The 18,639-nt window shown below is 70.7% G+C and carries 20 protein-coding genes and 1 pseudogene; 9 read left to right on the top strand and 12 right to left on the bottom strand.

Going from position 1 to position 18,639, the window contains the following annotated elements:
- Nucleotides 1-27: 27 nt before the first annotated feature.
- The 3 genes from AB0J40_RS42870 to AB0J40_RS42860 all read right to left on the bottom strand — a co-directional run bounded on the left by AB0J40_RS42870 (nucleotide 28) and on the right by AB0J40_RS42860 (nucleotide 2,742).
- Nucleotides 28-1,287 carry an MFS transporter gene (locus AB0J40_RS42870; protein ID WP_364465632.1) on the bottom strand — a complete coding sequence of 420 codons (1,260 nt, stop codon included), beginning with the start codon at nucleotides 1,285-1,287 and terminating at the stop codon, nucleotides 28-30.
- A 378-nt stretch (nucleotides 1,288-1,665) separates the two neighbouring features.
- Complete coding sequence (locus AB0J40_RS42865; protein WP_003081747.1) at nucleotides 1,666-2,340, bottom strand: Crp/Fnr family transcriptional regulator; 675 nt, start codon at nucleotides 2,338-2,340, stop codon at nucleotides 1,666-1,668.
- 150 nt (nucleotides 2,341-2,490) lie between these two features.
- On the bottom strand, nucleotides 2,491-2,742 hold the full coding sequence (locus tag AB0J40_RS42860; protein ID WP_013230551.1) for a hypothetical protein: 252 nt from the start codon (nucleotides 2,740-2,742) through the stop codon (nucleotides 2,491-2,493).
- Nucleotides 2,743-2,969: 227 nt separating this feature from the next.
- Between AB0J40_RS42860 and nth the strand changes: the two genes are divergently transcribed.
- From nth to AB0J40_RS42840, 4 genes are read left to right on the top strand one after another with little or no spacing between them, the layout of a single operon-like run.
- Nucleotides 2,970-3,653 carry an endonuclease III gene (nth, locus tag AB0J40_RS42855; RefSeq protein ID WP_364465553.1) on the top strand — a complete coding sequence of 228 codons (684 nt, stop codon included), beginning with the start codon at nucleotides 2,970-2,972 and terminating at the stop codon, nucleotides 3,651-3,653.
- Nucleotides 3,650-4,246 carry a TlpA disulfide reductase family protein gene (locus tag AB0J40_RS42850; protein WP_364465551.1) on the top strand — a complete coding sequence of 199 codons (597 nt, stop codon included), beginning with the start codon at nucleotides 3,650-3,652 and terminating at the stop codon, nucleotides 4,244-4,246. The genes nth and AB0J40_RS42850 overlap by 4 nt, the downstream gene beginning before the upstream one ends.
- Nucleotides 4,243-4,938: a CoA pyrophosphatase gene (locus tag AB0J40_RS42845; protein ID WP_364465549.1), complete on the top strand. Its 696-nt coding sequence runs from the start codon at nucleotides 4,243-4,245 to the stop codon at nucleotides 4,936-4,938. Before AB0J40_RS42850 ends, AB0J40_RS42845 begins: the two co-directional genes overlap by 4 nt.
- A gap of 4 nt (nucleotides 4,939-4,942) precedes the next feature.
- Complete coding sequence (locus tag AB0J40_RS42840; RefSeq protein WP_364465547.1) at nucleotides 4,943-6,127, top strand: MarP family serine protease; 1,185 nt, start codon at nucleotides 4,943-4,945, stop codon at nucleotides 6,125-6,127.
- Here the strand turns inward: AB0J40_RS42840 and AB0J40_RS42835 are convergent.
- Nucleotides 6,124-7,005 (bottom strand): GntR family transcriptional regulator, encoded by an 882-nt coding sequence (locus tag AB0J40_RS42835; RefSeq protein ID WP_364465545.1) that lies wholly within the window; start codon nucleotides 7,003-7,005, stop codon nucleotides 6,124-6,126. The two genes, AB0J40_RS42840 and AB0J40_RS42835, sit on opposite strands and share 4 nt — an antisense overlap.
- Before the next feature lie 109 nt (nucleotides 7,006-7,114).
- Between AB0J40_RS42835 and AB0J40_RS42830 the strand changes: the two genes are divergently transcribed.
- Complete coding sequence (locus tag AB0J40_RS42830; protein WP_364465543.1) at nucleotides 7,115-8,203, top strand: FAD-dependent monooxygenase; 1,089 nt, start codon at nucleotides 7,115-7,117, stop codon at nucleotides 8,201-8,203.
- On the opposite strand, the gene AB0J40_RS42825 is transcribed toward AB0J40_RS42830, so the two are convergent.
- Genes AB0J40_RS42825 through nhaA form a run of 3 tightly spaced genes read right to left on the bottom strand, consistent with a single transcriptional unit; the run spans nucleotide 8,190 to nucleotide 10,848 of the window.
- Nucleotides 8,190-9,113, bottom strand: a complete 924-nt coding sequence (locus tag AB0J40_RS42825; RefSeq protein WP_364465541.1) for an alpha/beta hydrolase — start codon at nucleotides 9,111-9,113, stop codon at nucleotides 8,190-8,192. The two genes, AB0J40_RS42830 and AB0J40_RS42825, sit on opposite strands and share 14 nt — an antisense overlap.
- A gap of 4 nt (nucleotides 9,114-9,117) precedes the next feature.
- A complete protein-coding gene (locus tag AB0J40_RS42820; RefSeq protein WP_364465539.1) occupies nucleotides 9,118-9,618 on the bottom strand; it encodes a phage holin family protein in 501 nt (166 codons plus the stop codon).
- Nucleotides 9,619-9,660: 42 nt separating this feature from the next.
- The gene (gene nhaA, locus AB0J40_RS42815; protein ID WP_364465538.1) at nucleotides 9,661-10,848 is read right to left on the bottom strand and encodes a Na+/H+ antiporter NhaA; all 1,188 of its coding nucleotides are present in this window, start codon (nucleotides 10,846-10,848) and stop codon (nucleotides 9,661-9,663) included.
- A gap of 191 nt (nucleotides 10,849-11,039) precedes the next feature.
- On the opposite strand from nhaA, the gene AB0J40_RS42810 reads away from it, so the two are divergent.
- On the top strand, nucleotides 11,040-12,497 hold the full coding sequence (locus AB0J40_RS42810) for a peptide MFS transporter (RefSeq protein ID WP_364465536.1): 1,458 nt from the start codon (nucleotides 11,040-11,042) through the stop codon (nucleotides 12,495-12,497).
- On the opposite strand, the gene AB0J40_RS42805 is transcribed toward AB0J40_RS42810, so the two are convergent.
- Entirely contained in the window at nucleotides 12,498-13,226 is a 729-nt protein-coding gene (locus tag AB0J40_RS42805; protein WP_364465534.1) for a VIT family protein, read from the bottom strand. It lies immediately after the preceding gene.
- Between the two features lie 118 nt (nucleotides 13,227-13,344).
- Between AB0J40_RS42805 and AB0J40_RS42800 the strand changes: the two genes are divergently transcribed.
- Nucleotides 13,345-13,698: a cupin domain-containing protein gene (locus tag AB0J40_RS42800; RefSeq protein WP_364465630.1), complete on the top strand. Its 354-nt coding sequence runs from the start codon at nucleotides 13,345-13,347 to the stop codon at nucleotides 13,696-13,698.
- Nucleotides 13,699-13,754: 56 nt separating this feature from the next.
- Here the strand turns inward: AB0J40_RS42800 and AB0J40_RS42795 are convergent, their stop codons facing one another.
- From AB0J40_RS42795 to AB0J40_RS42785, 3 genes are all read right to left on the bottom strand, one after another.
- Complete coding sequence (locus tag AB0J40_RS42795) at nucleotides 13,755-14,240, bottom strand: DUF6319 family protein (protein WP_364465532.1); 486 nt, start codon at nucleotides 14,238-14,240, stop codon at nucleotides 13,755-13,757.
- Between the two features lie 142 nt (nucleotides 14,241-14,382).
- Entirely contained in the window at nucleotides 14,383-16,365 is a 1,983-nt protein-coding gene (acs, locus tag AB0J40_RS42790; protein ID WP_364465530.1) for an acetate--CoA ligase, read from the bottom strand.
- A 100-nt stretch (nucleotides 16,366-16,465) separates the two neighbouring features.
- Entirely contained in the window at nucleotides 16,466-17,068 is a 603-nt protein-coding gene (locus AB0J40_RS42785) for a GNAT family protein (RefSeq protein WP_364465528.1), read from the bottom strand.
- A 112-nt stretch (nucleotides 17,069-17,180) separates the two neighbouring features.
- On the opposite strand from AB0J40_RS42785, the gene AB0J40_RS42780 reads away from it, so the two are divergent.
- Nucleotides 17,181-17,678: a phosphoribosyltransferase gene (locus AB0J40_RS42780; RefSeq protein WP_364465526.1), complete on the top strand. Its 498-nt coding sequence runs from the start codon at nucleotides 17,181-17,183 to the stop codon at nucleotides 17,676-17,678.
- A complete protein-coding gene (locus AB0J40_RS42775) occupies nucleotides 17,671-18,393 on the top strand; it encodes an oxidoreductase (RefSeq protein ID WP_364465525.1) in 723 nt (240 codons plus the stop codon). Before AB0J40_RS42780 ends, AB0J40_RS42775 begins: the two co-directional genes overlap by 8 nt.
- Here the strand turns inward: AB0J40_RS42775 and AB0J40_RS42770 are convergent.
- Nucleotides 18,393-18,530 (bottom strand): annotated as a pseudogene (locus AB0J40_RS42770) (helix-turn-helix domain-containing protein); the annotation flags it as partial. The gene AB0J40_RS42775 and the pseudogene AB0J40_RS42770 sit on opposite strands and share 1 nt — an antisense overlap.
- Nucleotides 18,531-18,639 lie beyond the last annotated feature (109 nt).

Here is an 18,639-nt window from a genome sequence, read left to right as displayed (position 1 = left end):
CGAGCAGCGGCTGACCTGCGAAAATGCCTAACGAACGCCGACCAGCTGCCGAGCCTCGGCGGCCGCCGCGGGCGCCCGGACCGTCCCCCGCAGCAGCCAAACCAGCAGCGCGAGCACCAGCCCGGCCACGCTCGCCGTAAGGAAGGCCGCCGACGGGCCGGCGTGCTCGACGACGTACCCGCTGACCGACTGCCCGGCGGCCAGCCCCAGCGTCACCGCCGTCAGCACCCAGCCGAACGCCTCCGCCGCGGTCCCGGACGGCGCGACCAGCTCGATCGCCGACGAGTGCGCCGTCGACTGGGGCGTGATCAACGCGCCCGCCAGCAGCATCACCAGCGCCAGTCCCCACAGCGACGACGGCCACGCCAGCAACGCCACCAGCGCCCCGAAGCCACCGAGCAACGCCGGCAGCCGCAGGCCCATCCGGCGCGGCCACGGCCGCAGGCTGTACGCCACGCCGAACGCCACCGAGCTCAGCGACCACGCCGAGAGCAGCAACCCGCCGAACGACGGCGCGCCCGCCTCGGTCGCCGACGCCGGGACGGCCACCTCGACGAACCCGATCACCATGCCGAACCCGAGCGCGGCCAACGCCAGCGTCCGCATGCCCGGACTGGCCAGCGCGCCCAGCAGCGAGCCGGCCGAAGCCGGGGACGGACCCCACGCCCGAACCGCCGGGCTCAGCGCGAACAGCACGGCGCCGGTGAACTGCAGCGCGACGCCCAGCACCAGGCCGGTGCCCGCCCACGGGGCCAGCACCAGCAGCCCGGCCACACCCGGGCCGAGGATGAAGAACACCTCCATGCTGATCGCCTCGTACGAGAACGCCGCGTTGCGCGCGCCGCCCGGGGGCAGCAGCCGTGTCCACAGCGCCCGCGACGCCGAGCCGACCATCGGTTCCGACAGGCCGGTCGCCGCGGCGAACGCCACCAGCACCGTCGTCGAAGCGTGCGACTCGATGGCCGTGACCAGGGCGGTCATCGACAGCGCGAGCAGCGCCGAGACGACGAGCAGCGGCCGCGTCGGGCCGAACCGGTCGATCAGCCTGCCCTGGATCACCGCGCCCACCGAGACGCCGACGAGCGAGCCGGCCGAGACCAGCCCGGCGGCGGCGAAGGACCCGGTCTCGCGCTGGACGTAGAGCAGAGCCGAGATGCCGATCATCGCGATCGGCAGGCGCGCGAGCACGGACGCGACGGCGGGCCACCGGGCGGCGCGGGTCGTCAGCGCGCCGCGGTAGTCGGCCAGAGACGTACGACCTTCGGAGTGGGACACGCGTACCAGTATGCCGCAGAGTGGTACGTGGGTACCAGTTATTTACGGGTCAGCTGCGTCACCAGGTCTCGATCGGGTAACACTCACGATATTCTCCGTGAACTCGTGCAACGAAACGGCCGGGGCGGCGTCCTTGAGAGTGAATGGCCTTGAATTCGTGGGTATGGGCCGTGATGGTTGAACAACAGCACAGAACCCAGCTCCCTCCGGCACTTGGGTCGGGGCCTGATCCCGGAGGGCGGGGAGCGCGGATCGTCGGGGGATGGTCCGCGCGACAAACGAAGAGCCGGTGCGCCACGTCGGGGGTGGCGCCCGGCTCTTTGTTCGTGTTCGAGACCAAGAAGAAGGCCCCCTCGCCCGCAAGGGTGAGGGGGCCTTCGACGTGAGAACTCAGCGAGCCCGGCGAGCCAAGCGCTCCGGGTCCAGGATCAGCACGCTCTTGCCCTCGAGCCGCAGCCAGCCGCGGTGGGCGAAGTCGGCCAAAGCCTTGTTGACGGTCTCGCGAGACGCGCCCACGTACTGGGCGATCTCTTCCTGCGTCAGGTCGTGCGTGACCCGCAGCAGGCCCGCCTCCTGGCTGCCGAACCGCTGCGCGAGCTGCAGCAGCGCCCGCGCCACGCGGCCCGGGACGTCGGTGAAGATCAGTTCCGCGACCATGTTGTTCGTCCGGCGCAGGCGGCGCGCGACCACGCGCAGCAGCTGCTCGGCGATCTCCGGCCGGGTCGAGATCCACTGGCGCAGGGCCGGGCGGTCCATGGTGACCGCGCGGACCTCGGTGACCGTGGTCGCGCTCGACGTCCGGGGGCCGGGGTCGAAGATGGACAGCTCGCCGAACATGTCGGACGGGCCGAAGATGCCCAGCAGGTTCTCGCGGCCGTCCGGGGACTTGCGGCCGATCTTCACCTTGCCGGACTGGATGATGTACAGCTTGTCGCCGGGCTCGCCCTCGTTGAAGATGACATGGCCGCGGGGGAACTCCACGGATTCCAAGGTCTGGGCCAGCGCCTCCGCCGCTGCCGGCTCCACACCCTGGAAAATGCCCGCACGGGCCAGGGTTTCGTCCACCTCGGGTGCCTCCTCGTCGAGAAACGTTCACGCTCCCCTCGCTAGTGGAGGAGCGTGACGCCGATCACTTGCGCGTCAGTCTAGGGCGTACTCACGAGATCGCCCGTCGGACGCGCGCGCCCGCCGGATGATCTCGTTCGAACGTGGAGCCTAACTCCGCACGCGGCGCGCGCGTAGCCTGGCTGCCCGTCCGCCCAGCCTACGCAGCCGGAACAGCTCCAGCGCGCGGCCGATGCCGTGCCCGTAGAGCGCCCTGACCTCGTTGGGCTGCGCCTGCTCGAGGAACTCTTCGACCTCGTTCTCCTGCACCGCGACGTGCTTGAGCCGGCTTTCCACGCGCTCCATGAACAGCGCGAAGAACATGATCACCAGGGGGACCAGGATGACGAACCAGACAGTCATGACCGGACCCCGAAACACTCAGTGAAAAGCATCTACTCCAGATCCTCGCTCATGGCGGCCGGAAAACTGCGCCGAGGTGGTGCTCTGGCGTGTCGGTCGTCCACCGGTGCACTGACCGGCTCGTCCGACGGCGCCCGTAGGCTATCGGGGTGCCACCTGCCACCACGAACGCCCCCCGTGAGGGCGCTGGTGAAAGCCGGTTAGCTCTGGTGAGACGCGCCAGGCGGATGAAGCGTTGCCTGGACGACGTGTATCCCGACGCCCACTGCGAGCTCGACTTCACCACTCCGCTGGAACTGCTGGTCGCGGTCGTGCTGTCCGCGCAGACCACCGACGTCCGGGTGAACCTCGTCACGCCCGCCCTCTTCAAGCGCTACCGGACCGCCGCCGACTACGCCGGCGCCGACCGCGCGGAGCTGGAGGAGTACCTCCGCAGCACCGGCTTCTACCGGGCCAAGGCGAACTCCGTCATGGGCCTCGGCGCGGCGCTCGTCGAGCGCTTCGACGGCGAAGTCCCCGGCAAGCTCGAGGACCTGGTCACCCTGCCCGGCGTCGGCCGCAAGACCGCCAACGTCGTGCTCGGGAACGCCTTCGACGTCCCGGGCATCACCGTCGACACCCACTTCGGCAGGCTGGTCCGCCGCTGGGGCTGGACGGCCGAGGACGACCCGGTCAAGGTCGAGCACGCGGTCGGCGAGCTGATCCCCCGCAAGGAGTGGACGATGCTCTCGCACCGGGTGATCTTCCACGGCCGGCGCGTCTGCCACGCCAAGAAGCCCGCCTGCGGCGCCTGCCCCCTGGCGCGGGACTGCCCGTCGTACGGCACCGGCCCGACCGGCTTCGAGGAAGCCGCGAAGCTGGTCAAAGGGGTCGAAAAGGACCACATCCTGGCCATGGCGGCGCCCCGGTGACGACCGTCACCAAATGGGCGCTCGCCGTCGCCGTGCTGGCGGTGGCGCTCATCGTCGCGCTGCTGCCCCGCAGCGGCGACACCGCGGCGAAGCCGTCGGAAGACCTGGCTCCGGCCAGGTCGGCGGCGGCGCTCCAGCCGTGCCCGGCGCCGAGCGCCAAGCAGCCGGTGAAGCAGCTCGAAGGGGTCAAGGCGGACTGCCTCGGCGACGGCGCGAGCGTCGACGTCGGCAAGGCCCTCGCCGGGGCTCCGGTGCTGGTCAACGTGTGGGCGTCGTGGTGCGAGCCGTGCCGGACCGAGCTGCCCGTGCTCCAGGAGTACGCGAACCAGCCGGGTGCCGTGCGCGTGCTCGGCGTCCAGGTGCAGAGCCCCGCGAAGGACGGCCTGGACCTGCTGGCCAAGCTGGGCGTGCACCTGCCGTCGGTGTACGACGGCGACGGGCAGAGCGGGCCGGTCCGGACGGCGCTCAAGGTGCCCTCGGCGCTCCCGGCGTCCTACCTCGTGACCGCGTCCGGTGAAGTCAGGTTCATCGCGAACCCACGGTTGTTCAGGAACACTGACCAGGTGCGCGCGGCAGTGGGAGGGACTTCATGATCGGACCGCTGGTCGAGCCGGAGTCCGTCCCCGAGTGGCTCCGGCCGCTGGTCAAGGTCAGCGGCGAGGTCGATTCGAAGACGTTCACCCGCTTCAGCCCGCCCGAGGACACCTACACGCGCGCCGCCGCGGTGCTCATCCTCTTCGGCGAACGCGAGGCCGACGGCGAGCCCGACGTCCTGCTGCAGCGCCGCGCCGACACCCTGGGCTCGCACGCGGGCCAGGTCGCCTTCCCGGGCGGCGGCGCCGAGGACGGCGACGACGGGCCGGTCGGCACCGCGCTGCGCGAGGCCGAGGAGGAGACCGGAGTCGTGCCGTCCGGCGTCCGGCCGGTCGCCGTGCTGCCGGAGCTGTTCGTCCCGGTCTCGAAGTTCGCGGTGACACCGGTGCTGGCGCACTGGGAGACCCCGTCGCCGGTGCACGCGGTGGACCCGGCCGAGACGGCGTCCGTCGCCCGCGTCGCGCTCGCCGACCTGGCCGACCCGGCCAACCGGTTCATGGTCAAGAAGGCCGGCGCGCCGTGGAAGGGCCCGGCGTTCGAGGTCTCCGGCCTGTTCGTCTGGGGTTTCACCGCCGGGTTGCTGTCCGTCCTGCTCGGCCTGGGAGGCTGGGAGCGCGAATGGGACTCGGGCGACGTCCGGGACCTCGACGAAGCGCTCGCCGCCTACCAGGCGCGGCTGGCAGAGGGGTGACGCGGTGAACTGGGTCGATGTGCTGGTCCTGCTGCTGGCGGTGCTGGCGGCGGTGTCCGGCGCATACCAGGGCGTGATCGTCGCGCTGCCGTCGCTCGTCGGCGTCGTGCTCGGCGCGCTCGCCGGGATCAAGCTCGCGCCGGTGGTCGTCGCCTTCTTCGACGACCCGGTCTGGAAGGTCGCCTTCGCGGTCGCGACCGTCGTGTTCCTGGTGGCCTTCGGCGAGGCGATCGGCGTCTACGTCGGCCGCAGGCTCCGCCAGAAGATCAACCCGGACCGGTTCTCCGGCATCGACAAGACGCTCGGCGCGGTCGTGCAGGCCCTCGTCGTCTTCGTCGTGGCGTGGCTGATCGCGACGCCGCTGACGACCGTCTCCGGTGTGCCGGGTCTGGCCAAGGCGATCAACGGCTCGGTGGTGCTCGGCAAGGTCAACGACGCCATGCCGGAGGCCGCCCAGGGCTTCCCGAGCCAGCTGCGCAAGCTGCTCGACGCGTCCGGCTTCCCGTCCATCGTCGACCCGTTCCAGAAGGCCCCGACGGCCGACACCTCGCCGCCGGACCCGGCGCTGCAGAGCAGCGGGATCGTCCAGCAGCTGCACGGCAGCGTCGTCAAGATCCGCGGCAGCGCCAGCTCGTGCTCGCGGTCGCTGGAGGGCAGCGGGTTCGTGATCTCGCCGCAGCGGGTGATGACGAACGCGCACGTCGTCGCCGGCACCGACACCGTCGGCATCGAGACCACCCAGGGCGACTACCCGGCCCGCGTCGTCTACTTCGACCCGGAGGTCGACATCGCGGTGCTCGCCGTGCCGCGGCTGCGCGCCCCGGCCCTGCAGTTCGCGTCCGAGACGGCCCGCGCCGGCGACAGCGCGGTCGTGCTCGGCTACCCGCTCGACGGCCCCTACCGCGCGACGCCGGCCCGCGTGCGCGGCCGGATCAACCTGCGCGGCCCGGACATCTACGACGCCAACACCGTGCAGCGGGACGTCTTCACGGTCCGCGCCGAGATCCGCAGCGGCAACTCGGGCGGCCCGATGGTGACGCCGGACGGCCGCGTCATCGGCGTCGTGTTCGGCGCGGCGGTCGAGGACCCGGAAACCGGCTTCACGCTGACCGCCGAGCAGGTGCGGGCCGAGGTCGACGCGGCGCCGTCGCAGACGACGAACGTCTCCACCGGGTCCTGCGCCGCCTAACGCCCGAACCGCAGCGCGAGGCCGTCCAGCAGCGCCCGCATGCCCGACTCGAAGAGGTCATCGAGCACGAGGTCGTAGCCGTCGCCGCCGAGGTCGCGCAGCATCTTGGCGAATACCGGCCGTCCGGCGGTCATCGCCGCCATGGCCGGGGCCTGCAGGTCGAGCCACTGCTCTTCGGACAGCCCGGACGAGGCCAGCGCGCTCTGCTCGCGTTCGAGGTGGATCGCGATGCCCTGGACGTAGCTGAAGAACAGGACGTGCAGGTCGCACAGCGTCGCCGCGTCGACGTCCAGTTCGGACAGCGCCGAGAGGGCCCATTCGCCGTGCATGCCGAGGTTGCGCAGGGCCAGCGGCCGGGTGAGGGGCGCGAGCTGGGCGAGCCACGGGTGCCGCTTGTAGAGCGACCAGAGCGTGCGGCCGCCGAGCGTCAGGCGGTCCCGCCAGTCGCCGCGCGGGGTGGCCGGGTAGCCGCGCTCGCCGAACGCGGCGTCGGCCATGAGCATGACCAGCTCGTCCTTGCCCCGCACGTACTTGTACGGCGCCATCGCCGCGACCCCGAGGCGCGCCGCGACCCCGCGCATGGACAGCGCGTTGAGGCCCTCGGTGTCGGCGATCGCGATGGCGGTCCGCACGAGCTGCTCGCGGGTCAGCCCCCGTGGCCCGCCGCGGCGCTCCCGGCCCGCGACGACCGTGCCGGACCGCGGCTCGGCCTGCACGACGCCTTCCTGGCTAAGCAGAGCGAGCGCCTTCGCGGCGGTCGCCATGGCGACGCCGTGGTCGGTCGCGAGCCGCCGGGTCGAGGGCACGCGCGCCCCCGGCGGGAGCTCGCCGCGCGCGATCCGGTCGCGCAGCTCGTCGGCGATGGCCACGTACTTCACGGCGTCCCCCTGACCTAGCACAGCTGACCATCTGTACTAGTACAGAATTGGCCTTCGAACTGCGTGAACTCCAGTGTTGTCGTCATCAGCGTACGACTCTGGAGGGAACATGCGAAACGTCCTGATCTCCGGCGCGGGGGTCGCCGGCGGCACCCTGGCCTGGTACCTGGCGCGCGAAGGCTTCGACGTGACAGTCGTGGACCGGGCGCCCGGCATCCGCAGCGGCGGGCAGGCGATCGACGTGCGCGGGGTCGCGCTCGACGTGGTCGACCGGATGGGCCTCGGCGAGCGGCTGCGCGCGGTGCGCACCCGGATGCGCGGCATGTCCATGGTGGACGGTGCCGGGCGCGAGCTGTTCCGGTCCGAGGAGTTCGCCTTGAGCAGCGGGCGGCTCGACAGCGCCGACATCGAGGTGCTCCGCGACGACGTCGTCGCGATCCTGCACGAGGCCACCGACGCCGAGTACGTCTTCGGCGACTCGATCACGGCGCTCACCGAAGAGCCGCACGGAGTCCGCGTCGAGTTCGCCCACGGCGGCTTCCGCACCTTCGACCTGGTCATCGGCGCGGACGGGCTGCACTCGGCGGTCCGGCGGCTGGCGTTCGGACCGGAGGCGGACTTCATCCACCACCTCGGGCAGTACCTCGCGATCTTCCCCGCGGCCAACTTCCTCGGCCTCGAAGACTGGCAGGTCTGGTTCCGGCACGAGGAAACCGGCGGCGTGGCCTACCCGGTGCGCGGCAACAGCGAGCTGCGCGTGACGCTCGGCTTCGGCTCGGACCCGTTGCCGCGGCTGGCCGTTCCGGAGCAGAAGAAGCTGGTCGCCGAACGCCTCGCCGGGGTCGGTTGGGAGGTGCCGAAGCTGCTCGAAGCGATGGCCGAGGCGGAGGTCTTCTACTTCGACGCCATGGCGCAGGTCCGGCTGGACCGCTGGACGTCGGGCCGGATCGCGCTGGTCGGCGACGCCGGTTACTGCGCTTCGCCGTTGTCCGGCCAGGGGACGAGCTTGGCGTTGGTCGGCGCGTACGTCTTGGCTCAGGAGCTGGGCCGGGCGAGCCACGAAGAAGCCTTCGCGGCTTACGAACGGCGGATGCGGCCCTTCGTCGCGCTCAACCAGGCCCTGGCCACCGAAAACCCCGGTGGCCCGGCGTCCGAGGAGTCCTTGGAGCGGGCCAAGTTCGCCATCAGCCTCGGCTGAGGAAGTCCACGAGGGCCGCCGACGTGCGGTCCGGGACCTCCAGGTGGGGGAAGTGCCCGACGCCCGGCCAGAGCTCGGGCTCGGCGTGCGGGCCCGCCCAGCGCACCGACGCCGTCGCCGTCTCGGGGAGGATGCAGGTGTCGTCGGCGCCGTGCAGCTGCAGGGTCGGCGCCGCGATCCGCCCGCCGACGGCGTCGGTGAACCGCCGGCCCTCGCCGCGGAACTGGGCGCGGAACGCCCACCGGTAGTACTCGAGCGCGCTGTGCGCGACGCCGGGGACGAGCATGGCGTGCCGGAACTCCTCGACGGTGTCGGAGAAGTCCGAAGTGGACCGCCAGCGGCTCCCCGCCCAGCCGGTGAACAGGTCCGCGACGGCCTGGGCGTCGTCCTTCACCAGCCACTTCTCCGGCGCCATCGGCAGCTGGAAGCGGAAGAGGTGCCCGGCCGCGCGGCCCTGGCCGCGCCAGGGGCGGACCGACGAGCGCAATGCGAGCGGGTGGGCGGCGCCGATCGCCGTCACCGACGAGACGAGCCGGGGGTGCAGCGACGCGACCGTCCAGGCGAGCAGGCCGCCCCAGGCGTGCCCGACGAGGTGCGCGCGGCGCGCCCCGAGCGACTTGATCAGGCCGCCGACGTCGCCGGCGAGCGTCCAGGCGTCGTAACCGCGGGGCGGCTTGTCCGAGTCGCCGTAGCCGCGCAGGTCGACCGCGACCGCGCGGAACCCGGCGTCGGCGAGCGCCCGCAGCTGGTGGTGCCAGGTCCACCAGAACTCGGCGAACCCGTGCAGCAGCACCACGACGGGCCCATCGCCGAGCTCGGCGACATGCAGCCGGATGCCGTTCGCGGACACGTCGCGGTGCGCCCACGGGCCGTCGAGCCGGACGCTCGACGGGTCGGGGGACGGGTGCAACGACTCAGTCGCGGGTGGTGGTCAAGTCGGCGTCGGGCGCCTTGTGCGGCTTCAGCGCGGCCGCCGTCTCCTTGACGCTGGCGATCGTCCGCTCGGGTGCCTTGAACTTCTTCACCTTGCGGTAGCCCAGGAACGCGGCCGCGGCCACGACGAGCAGCATCAGGACGAACACGATGCCGAACGCGCCCCAGCGGTGCAGCGGCCGGAACCAGTCCGCGAGGCCTTCCGACAGGAAGAAAAAGAAGAAGAACGAGCTGTACAGCAGGACCGTCAGCGCGATCAGGAAGTAGATGGCGCCCTTGAGACCCTTCTTCACCTCGCCGACCAGCTCGGACTTCGCGAGCTCCATCTCGGCCCGGACCAGGGTCGAGATGTGCTGGGTCGCGTCGCCGACGAGCCTGCCGATCGACTGGTCGCCGGGGACGTCGGTGTCGGAGGACAGCGGGAGGTAAGGCACGGCCCCCACGCCGTCGGGGCCGGTGCGTTCGTGTTTGGGGCTGCTCACCGGGTCATCGTGCCATGTGTCCGGAAACCGGGCGCGGCGGACTCACAGTGTGTCGGAGATTCGGGCGTGCACTTTGCTACGGCGGAGTAGCAGCGCCGCCGCCAGCAGGGACGCGATCGCCGACGCGATCAACACCGCCGCCTTGGCCGGCTCGCTCGCGTCACCCGGCAACGCCAGCTCCGCGATCAGCAGGCTGACCGTGAAGCCGACGCCGCCGAGCACGGACAACGCGGCCATGTCCCGCCAGCCCGTCCCGCGCGGCTTCTCCGCCACGCCGAGCCGCACCGCGAGCGCGCTGGCGCCGAGGATGCCGATCACCTTGCCGCCGAGCAGCCCGGCGAGCACCGCGAGCGGCACGGCCGTCGTGAAGACCGCGCCGAGCGCGTCGCCGCCGACCGAGATCCCGGCCGCGAACAGCGCGAACACCGGCACGGCGACGGCCGCCGACCAGGGCTGGAGCCGGTGTTCGAGCCGCAGCGCGGGCGCTTCGGCTTCGCCTTCGTCGGCGCGGACGCGGGTGAGCAGGCCCAGCGCGACGCCGGCGATCGTCGCGTGGATGCCCGCCGAGTGCACGGCGACCCAGACGACCAGCGCGAGCGGCACGTACAGCCACGGCGTGCGGACCCGGCGGTGCTGCAGGAAGGCGTACAGCGCGAGCGCGGCCACCGCCACGGCCACCGCGACCAGGTCGAAGCCGGTCGTGAAGACGACGGCGATGACGACGATCGCGCCGAGGTCGTCCACCACGGCCAGCGACAGCAGAAACACCCGCGCGCTGGAGGGCAGGTTCGACGCGGTCAGCGCGAGCACGCCGAGCGCGAACGCGATGTCCGTGGCCACCGGGATCGCCCAGGCCCGCTCGATGCCGGGCGCCCCCCAGCCGACCGACAGCGCGACGAGCGCGGGCACGACCATGCCGCCGGCCGCGGCCACGACGGGCAGGATCGCCTGCTTGAACCGGGACAGCTCGCCGACGACGAGCTCGCGCTTGAGCTCGAGCCCGGCGACGAAGAAGAACAGCGCGAGGAGGCCGTCCTTCACCCAGTCGTCGAGCGTCAGGTTCAGGTGCAGGAACTCCGGGCCCAGCCGGACCTCGCGCAGCGCGTGGTAGCTGTCGCGCAGCGGCGAGTTGGCCCAGAGCAGGGCGATCGCGGTGGCGCCGAGCAGGATGAGCCCGCCGGTCGTCTCGGTGCGCAGGTAGCGGGCGAATTCGCTCAACGGGCGGGACACGGGCGGCTCCAGGGGTCGGCGATCAGCGTTGCCGACCAGACTTCCCGGCGCACCTTTGACGGTATTTTAATGCGCCTTTGTCACCGACCGTTATGGCCGCCGCCACACGGGGTGCCGGTGGTGAGTTCACCGGATGTGCTCATAGCATGCCAAGCGACAACGAAGTCCCTAGACGAAGGATGACGACAGTTGTGAGCACCTCTACCGAGGTCCAGCAGGACACGAGGTTCTTCGGGCACCCACGAGGACTGGCGAACCTCTTCGGCGTGGAGATGTGGGAACGCTTCTCCTACTACGGGATGCTGGGCATCCTGCCGATCTACCTCTACTACAAGGTCGAACAGGGCGGCCTGGGCCTGGCGCAGGAGTCGGCGCTCGGCATCGTCGGCGCGTACGGCGGCCTCGTGTACCTCTCCGCCGTCGTCGGCGCGTGGGTGGCCGACCGGCTGCTCGGCTCGGAACGGACGCTGTTCTACAGCGCCGTGCTGATCATGATCGGCCACATCAGCCTGGCGCTGCTGCCGGGCCTGGCCGGCATCGGCGTCGGCCTCGTGTGCGTCGCGGTCGGCAGCGGCGGGCTGAAGTCCAACGCGACGGCGATCGTCGGCACGCTCTACGCCGAGGGTGACGAGCGGCGCGACGCCGGCTTCACGATCTTCTACATGGGCGTCAACCTCGGTGGTTTCGTCGGCCCGCTGCTGACCGGGCTCGCGCAGACGGAGGTCGGCTTCCACCTCGGCTTCGGCCTCGCCGCGATCGGCATGGCGCTCGGCCTGGTCCAGTACACGTTCGGCCGCAAGAACCTCGGCGACAAGGCCAAGGAGGTCCCGAACCCGCTGCCGTCGTCGCAGCGCGCGCTCGCGGTCGGTGCCGCCGTCGTGCTGGTCGCCGCGATCGTCGCGCTGGTGGTCACCGGGGTCGTCAACCCCGGCAACCTCGCCGACGTCGTCGTCGTGGTGGTCGGCGTGATCTCGGTGGTCTACTTCCTCGTCATCCTGACCAGCCGCAAGATCACCGGTGTCGAGCGCAGCCGGGTGTTCTCGTTCATCCCGATGTTCATCGCCAGCGCGGTGTTCTTCTCCCTCTACCAGCAGCAGTTCACGGTCGTCGCGGCCTACACCGACCAGCGGCTGAACCGGAGCCTGTTCGGCTGGGAGCTGCCGGTGTCCTGGGTCAACTCGATCAACCCGGTGTTCATCATCGTGTTCGCCCCGGTGCTGGCGGCGCTGTGGACGAAGCTCGGCGAGCGCCAGCCGTCGACGCCGATGAAGTTCGTCCTCGGCACCGTGCTGATGGGCGCGGCGTTCCTGCTGTTCCTGCCGATGGTCGGCAGCGGCAAGAACGCGAGCCCGATGCTCGCGATGGTCGGCATCCTGTTCGTCTTCACGATCGCCGAGCTGTGCCTGTCGCCGGTCGGGCTGTCGCTGTCGACGAAGCTGGCGCCGGAGGCGTTCCGGACGCAGATGGTCGCGCTGAACTTCCTGTCGATCTCCTTCGGCACCGCAATGTCCGGCAAGCTCGCCGAGTACTACTCGGTCGACGACGAAGCGCCGTACTTCAGCACGGTCGGCGGGATCGCCATCGGCGTCGGCGTGCTGCTGTTCCTCGGCATCCCGTTCATCCGGAAGCTGATGAAGGGCGTGCACTAGCTAACCGACGGTGACCCCGAAGATCACCCCGACGAAGTAGGTCACGACCATGGTGAGCGCGCCGACGCCGACGTTGCGGACGATCGCGCGCACCACGTTCGCGTCGCCGAGCCTGGCGCTGACGTACCCGGTCAGCGTCAGGCCGACGACGACCGCGGCGGCGCACGCCCACACGCGCAGGGAGACGCCGGCCCAGGCGATGGACAGGATCGGCAGCAGCGCGCCGACGGAGAACGCGAGCAGCGACGCCCACGCCGCCTGCCACGGGCTGGTCAGGTTGTCCGGGTCGATGCCGAGCTCGGCCTCCGCGTGCGCCTGCAGGGCGTCCTTTTCGGTCAGCTCGCGCGCGACCCGGCTCGCGAGCTCCGGCGAGAGCCCCTTTTCCTCGTAGATCTCGGCGAGCTCGCGCTCCTCGGCCTCCGGCATCGTCTTGAGCTCCTGCTTTTCCAGCCGGAGCAAGGCCTGTTCGGTGTCGCGCTGGGTGCTCACGGAGACGTATTCCCCGCCGGCCATGGAAAAGGCGCCGGCGACGAGCCCGGCGATTCCGGCGGTGAGGATCGTGGTGCTTTCGGTGGTCGCGCCGGCGACCCCGACGACGATGCCCGCGACGGACACGATCCCGTCGTTCGCCCCGAGAACCCCGGCCCGCAGCCAGTTCAGCTTCCCGCCGACACCCTGGTGTGGTTCGTGGGCGTGCTCGACGGCGTCACCGTCAATCGTTTCGGTCACCCGACAAGTGAAACACGAACGGGGAATCGTGGCGAGACTTGTTCTTTTTGTCAGGTACGCCTAATTAACGCGTGCCTTACCTAAGCCGTCCTGTGTGGACTCTCAGCCGCGATGGGCCATGATGGCGGGCATGGAGGAGCAGGTGTGGCAGCCGCTGCGGACGGTGGAGGGCCTCCCGCTGCACGGCGGCGAGGGCCGCTTCCGGCTGCTGGAGACGGCGTCGAGCGGGTTGGCGTATTTGATCCACTACCCGGCGGGGGTGGCCTCGCCGACGCACGCGCACGACCACGACTCGATCGTCTACGTCCTGTCCGGCCGCCTGCGCGGCGCGGTGGACGGCGTGGAGGGCGAATTCGAGCCGGGGGACTCGCTGCTGCACCCACGCGGGGTGGCCCACCACGTGGAGGCGCTGACGGACTCGATGTGGGTGGAGTTCAAGTCACCCCTGCCGGGCAACCCGCCGATCGCCTGAAGTGGAAACGCCCGGCCCCGCTCGAAGCGGAACCGGGCGTTTCCCGGAGTGAAGTCTCAGGCGTCCAGCTCGGCCAGGGCCTGCTTGGCCTTCTCGAGCTCGGCCTCGAGCGCCGCGACCTTCGCCGCCTGCGCCTCGCGGGCCTGGTTGATCACCTCGTCGATCGGGCCCGACAGGTCCGCGTGCAGCTCCTTGGCCGCGCGCGACACCGCCGCCGCGGGGATCTCCAGACCCTTCGCGACCCACTTCGAGCCGTTCTTCAGCTCGGCCTGCCACTCGCCGTCGGCGGTGCCCGTGACCGTGAGGATCAGCTCGACCGTGCGGGTCTTCTTCGCCGTCGCCGCCGTCGCACCCTTCGGGCGGCCGCGCTTCGGCTTGGGGGCCTCCTCGGCAGCCTGCTCGGGCGAACCGGCCGGCTCGGGCGAGCCTTCCGAAGAGGGGGACGCGGACTCGGTGACGGCGGCCTCAGCGGCGGGAACCTCCGGAGCGGAAGCCGGAGCCGAAGCCGTTTCCTCGTCGTGCGTCAGGACATCCACGGTCATCGTCGTGTCGTCTCCTTGCCCGGGGAAGGGGGTGTGGTTCGCGGCACAGCGTAGAACATGCGTTCGAGCCGTGCCACTCGGGGGTCATGACAGAGCCCTCCCGGCGCGAAGCCGGAAGGGCTCTGACGGGGAGAACGCTAGCTCACTCCTCGGACTTGCCCGACTTCAGGCCCGACGAGATCAGGTCCATCACCGACGAGTCGGCGAGCGTGGTGACGTCGCCGACCTGGCGGTTCTCCGCGACGTCGCGCAGCAGCCGGCGCATGATCTTGCCCGAGCGCGTCTTCGGCAGCTCCGGCACGACCATGATCTGCCGCGGCTTCGCGATCGGCCCGATCTCCTTGGCGACGTGGTTGCGCAGCGCCTGGATGGCTTCCTCGCCGCCGTCGACCGCGTTGCCGCGCAGGATGACGAACGCGACGATGCCCTGGCCCGTCGTCGGGTCGGTCGCGCCGACGACCGCGGCCTCGGCCACCGTCGGGTGCGAGACCAGCGCCGACTCGACCTCGGTCGTCGAGATGCGGTGGCCGGACACGTTCATCACGTCGTCGACGCGGCCCAGCAGCCAGACGTCGCCGTCGTTGTCGTACTTCGCGCCGTCGCCGGCGAAGTAGAAGCCCTGCTCCTTGAAGCGCGACCAGTAGGTGTCCTTGAAGCGCTCCTCGTCGCCCCAGACGCCCCGCAGCATCGACGGCCACGGCTTGTCGAGCACCAGGTACCCGCCGCCGCCCGGGCCGACCTCGTTGCCCTGGTCGTCGACGACCTTCGCGGAGATGCCCGGCAGCGCCTTCTGCGCCGACCCCGGCTTGGTCGAGGTGACGCCCGGCAGCGGCGAGATCATGATCGCGCCGGTCTCGGTCTGCCACCACGTGTCGACGATCGGGGTGCGGCCCGCGCCGATGTTCTCGCGGTACCAGATCCACGCCTCGGGGTTGATCGGCTCGCCGACCGAACCCAGCACGCGCAGCGACGACAGGTCGTACTTCTCCGGGATTTCCGCGCCCCACTTCATGAACGTGCGGATCAGCGTCGGCGCGGTGTAGTAGAGGGAGACCTTGTACTTCTGGATGATCTCCCAGTGCCGCCCCTCGTGCGGGGTGTTCGGCGTGCCTTCGTAGACGACCTGCGTGACGCGGTTGGCGAGGGGGCCGTAGACGATGTAGCTGTGACCGGTGATCCAGCCGATGTCCGCGGTGCACCAGTAGACGTCTTCGCCGGCCTTGTGGTCGAAGACGTTGTGGTGCGTGTACGCCGTCTGCGTCAGGTAGCCGCCGGAGGTGTGCAGGATGCCCTTCGGCTTCCCGGTCGTGCCGGACGTGTACAGGATGAACAGCGGGTGCTCGCTGTCGAAGGCTTCCGGCGTGTGCTCTTCGGACTGTCCGTCGACGAGCTCGTGCCACCAGAGGTCGCGGCCGTCGGTCCACGGGACGTCGCCCTCGAGCTGGTCGCCCGTGCGCTTGACGACGATGACCTTTTCGACGGTCTCGGCGCCTTCGAGCGCTTCGTCGACATTGGCCTTCATCGGCGCGGCCTTGCCGCGGCGGAACTGGCCGTCGGAGGTGATCACGATCTTCGCGGCGGCGTCGTCGACGCGGGCCCGCAGCGCCGTCGGCGAGAAGCCGCCGAAGACGACGTTGTGCAGCGCGCCGATCCGCGCGCACGCGAGCATCGCGAAGATGGCCTCGGGAACCATCTGCAGCTGGATCGCCACGACGTCGCCGGCGGTGACGCCGAGGGACGCGAGTGCGTTGGCGGCCTTGGAAACCTCGGTCTTCAGCTCGGCGTAGGTGATGTCCCGCGTGTCACCCGGCTCGCCGACCCAGTGGATCGCGACCTGCTCGCCGTGCCCGGACTCGACGTGCCGGTCGACGCAGTTGTACGCGACGTTCAGCTTGCCGCCGACGAACCACTTCGCGAACGGCGCATTGGTCCAGTCCAGTACCGTGGTCCACTTCGTGTCCCACGTCAGCCGCTCCGCCTGCTTGGCCCAGAACGCTTCGCGATCGGCATCGGCCTCGGCGTAGAGGTCGGCCTTCGCATTGGCCTGGCCAGCGAATTCGTCGCTGGGCGGGAACGTGCGGCTCTCGGTGAGCAGGTTGTCCAGGGCTGGGGACTGCTCGGTCATGGTTGCAAGGCCTCCTGTAGTGCGCCGACATGACGGCTAGCGGCACGCTAGCGACGTTAGTCCGCCTTGTAAAAGGTTGCACCCACGTTGCCCGGTCGTTTCACCGAGCCAGGCGAGCAGCGGTGACTAAGCGTTCGTTCAGCCGGGCCTTCGCCGCCGGCCACTCCGGCGCGAGCATGGAGTAGAGGACGGTGTCGCGCGACGACCCGTCCGGCCGGATCCGGTGTGCCCGCTGGATGCCTTCGCGAAGCGCGCCAAGCCGTTCGATGGCGCGTTGCGAACGGAGGTTGCGGATGTCGGTCTCCCACGCGACCCGTTGCGCGCCAAGGGTTTCGAACGCGTGCGTGAGCAGGAGCAGCTTCGCCTCGGTGTTGAGCCCGGTGCGCTGCCAGTCCGCGCCGATCCACGTGTGGCCGATCGAGAGGATCCGGTGCGCTTCGACGACCTGGTAGTACGACGTCGTCCCGGCGACCCGGCCGGAGGTGACGTCGATCTGCGCGAACGCCCGGCGTGCGGGGTCGGCGAGGGCCTGCTCGACCATCCGTTCCGCGGCCGGAAGATCCCCCGGCTGCCGGATGCTCAGCCACGCCCAGACGCCCGGGTCGGCCCCGGCTTCGAGCAGGCCCTTGGCGTGCTCGAGGGTCAGCGGCTCCAGGCGGACGTGCTCGCCGGACAGGGTCGGTCGGGTGTTCCAGTCGCTCACGTGACCACGGTAAACACGCATTTGGCTTTCCCGGATAGCCAATTTCCGAGCATTGTCAAAGGCCACTTGGGCGTTGCCTATGCTCGGCTGACCACGACGAAGGGCGAGATCGATGGCCGAAGAGCGCGAAGAGCTGAGCTGGGAGCTGTTCGGCACCGCGAGCCGTGAACTGGCTCACACCATCGCCGACGACGGCTTCGCGCCGGACCTCATCCTGTCCATCGCCCGCGGCGGCCTCTTCGTCGCCGGCGCGCTCGGCTACGCGCTCGACGTGAAGAACCTGCACGTGATGAACGTCGAGTTCTACACCGGCGTCGACCAGCGCCTCGACCTGCCGGTGATGCTGCCGCCGGTGCCGAACGTCGTCGACCTCACGAGCAAGAAGGTGCTGATCGCCGACGACGTCGCCGACACCGGCGCCACCCTCAAGCTCGTCCGTGACTTCTGCCTCGAGCACGTCGCCGAGGTGCGCTCGGCCGTCGTCTACGAAAAGCCGCACTCGACGGTCAAGTGCGAGTACGTCTGGCGGCACACGGACCGGTGGATCAACTTCCCGTGGTCGGTCCTGCCGCCCGTGGTGCAGCGCTCGGGGCAGGTGCTCGATGCCTGATCCGCTGAAGCCCCTCCTCGACCTCGAAGGCGTCGCGGCGGCGGCGAAGTCCGCGCAGGACGCGGTGTTCGCGGTCCACCGCCTCCCGGCCAACCTCCGCGGCGGCGCGGCGACGGCGGCGGAAGCGTCGGTGCGCGCGGCGCGGGCGTCCGCCGGCATCGAGGGCGCGAACCCCGAGCTGCCCGCCGACGGCGCGGTCGCGGACCCGGTCCTCGCGGGCGCGCTGCGCGTCGCGGAGACGCTCGAATCCTTGCTGCCGACGTGGCGCCGGGCGCCGCTGCAGGCGTTGGCGCGCTTGCACGTGCTCGCCGCGGCCGACCTCGTCGACGACCTGGATGCCTTGGGGCGCCCGCGGTCCGGCGGCGGCCGGCTCGAGCTGCTGGCCCAGCTGGTGACGGGTGCGACATCGGTGCCGGGCCCGGTCCTGACGGCGGTGGTGCACGGAGAACTGTTGGCGCTCAAGCCGTTCGGCAGCGCGGACGGCGTCGTCGCGCGGGCGGCCGCGCGGCTGACGATGGTCGCGACCGGTCTGGACCCGAAGTCCTTGAGCGTTCCGGAAGTCGCGTTCTTCCGCCGGGTACCTCGTTATCTCGAAGCCGCCGAAGGCTTCGCGAGCGGGGAGCCCGAAGGGGTGCGCGCGTGGCTGCTCTTCTGCTGCGAAGCGTTCGAAGCCGGGGCGCGCGAAGCGAAGTCCATTTCGGACGCGGCTTCCTGAGCCAGAACAGCGTTCAGCAGTCCCGGAAACCGCCGCTGCAGATCGTCGCGGCGCAACACGATCCACCGCCGGCGGCCTTCGACGGTCGTGGTGGTCAACCCCGCTTCGCGCAGCACGCGCCAGTGGTGCGACAGCGTCGCCCCGGTCGCGAGCGGCGCCGTGCTGTCGTGGCTCTCGCGGTGCGGTCCCTGCCCGGCGCGCTGCTGTTCGCGGTGTTCGCGAGCGTCTTCGGCGGGATGCTGATGG

Origin of the sequence: Amycolatopsis sp. NPDC049691, from assembly GCF_040675005.1 — a bacterium.
Classification (GTDB): Bacteria; Actinomycetota; Actinomycetes; order Mycobacteriales; family Pseudonocardiaceae; genus Amycolatopsis.
This window is presented reverse-complemented; position numbering and strand designations above follow the sequence as displayed.

Bases quoted from the DNA above. Each gene is read 5' to 3' on its own strand.
- AB0J40_RS42860 (WP_013230551.1), bottom strand. From the start codon at position 2,742: ATGACTGTCTGGTTCGTCATCCTGGTCCCCCTGGTGATCATGTTCTTC.
- AB0J40_RS42830 (WP_364465543.1), top strand. From the start codon at position 7,115: ATGCGAAACGTCCTGATCTCCGGCGCGGGGGTCGCCGGCGGCACCCTG.
- acs (WP_364465530.1), bottom strand. From the start codon at position 16,365: ATGACCGAGCAGTCCCCAGCCCTGGACAACCTGCTCACCGAGAGCCGC.
- AB0J40_RS42795 (WP_364465532.1), bottom strand. From the start codon at position 14,240: ATGACCGTGGATGTCCTGACGCACGACGAGGAAACGGCTTCGGCTCCG.
- nth (WP_364465553.1), top strand. From the start codon at position 2,970: ATGAAGCGTTGCCTGGACGACGTGTATCCCGACGCCCACTGCGAGCTC.
- AB0J40_RS42775 (WP_364465525.1), top strand. From the start codon at position 17,671: ATGCCTGATCCGCTGAAGCCCCTCCTCGACCTCGAAGGCGTCGCGGCG.
- AB0J40_RS42780 (WP_364465526.1), top strand. From the start codon at position 17,181: ATGGCCGAAGAGCGCGAAGAGCTGAGCTGGGAGCTGTTCGGCACCGCG.
- AB0J40_RS42800 (WP_364465630.1), top strand. From the start codon at position 13,345: ATGATGGCGGGCATGGAGGAGCAGGTGTGGCAGCCGCTGCGGACGGTG.
- AB0J40_RS42845 (WP_364465549.1), top strand. From the start codon at position 4,243: ATGATCGGACCGCTGGTCGAGCCGGAGTCCGTCCCCGAGTGGCTCCGG.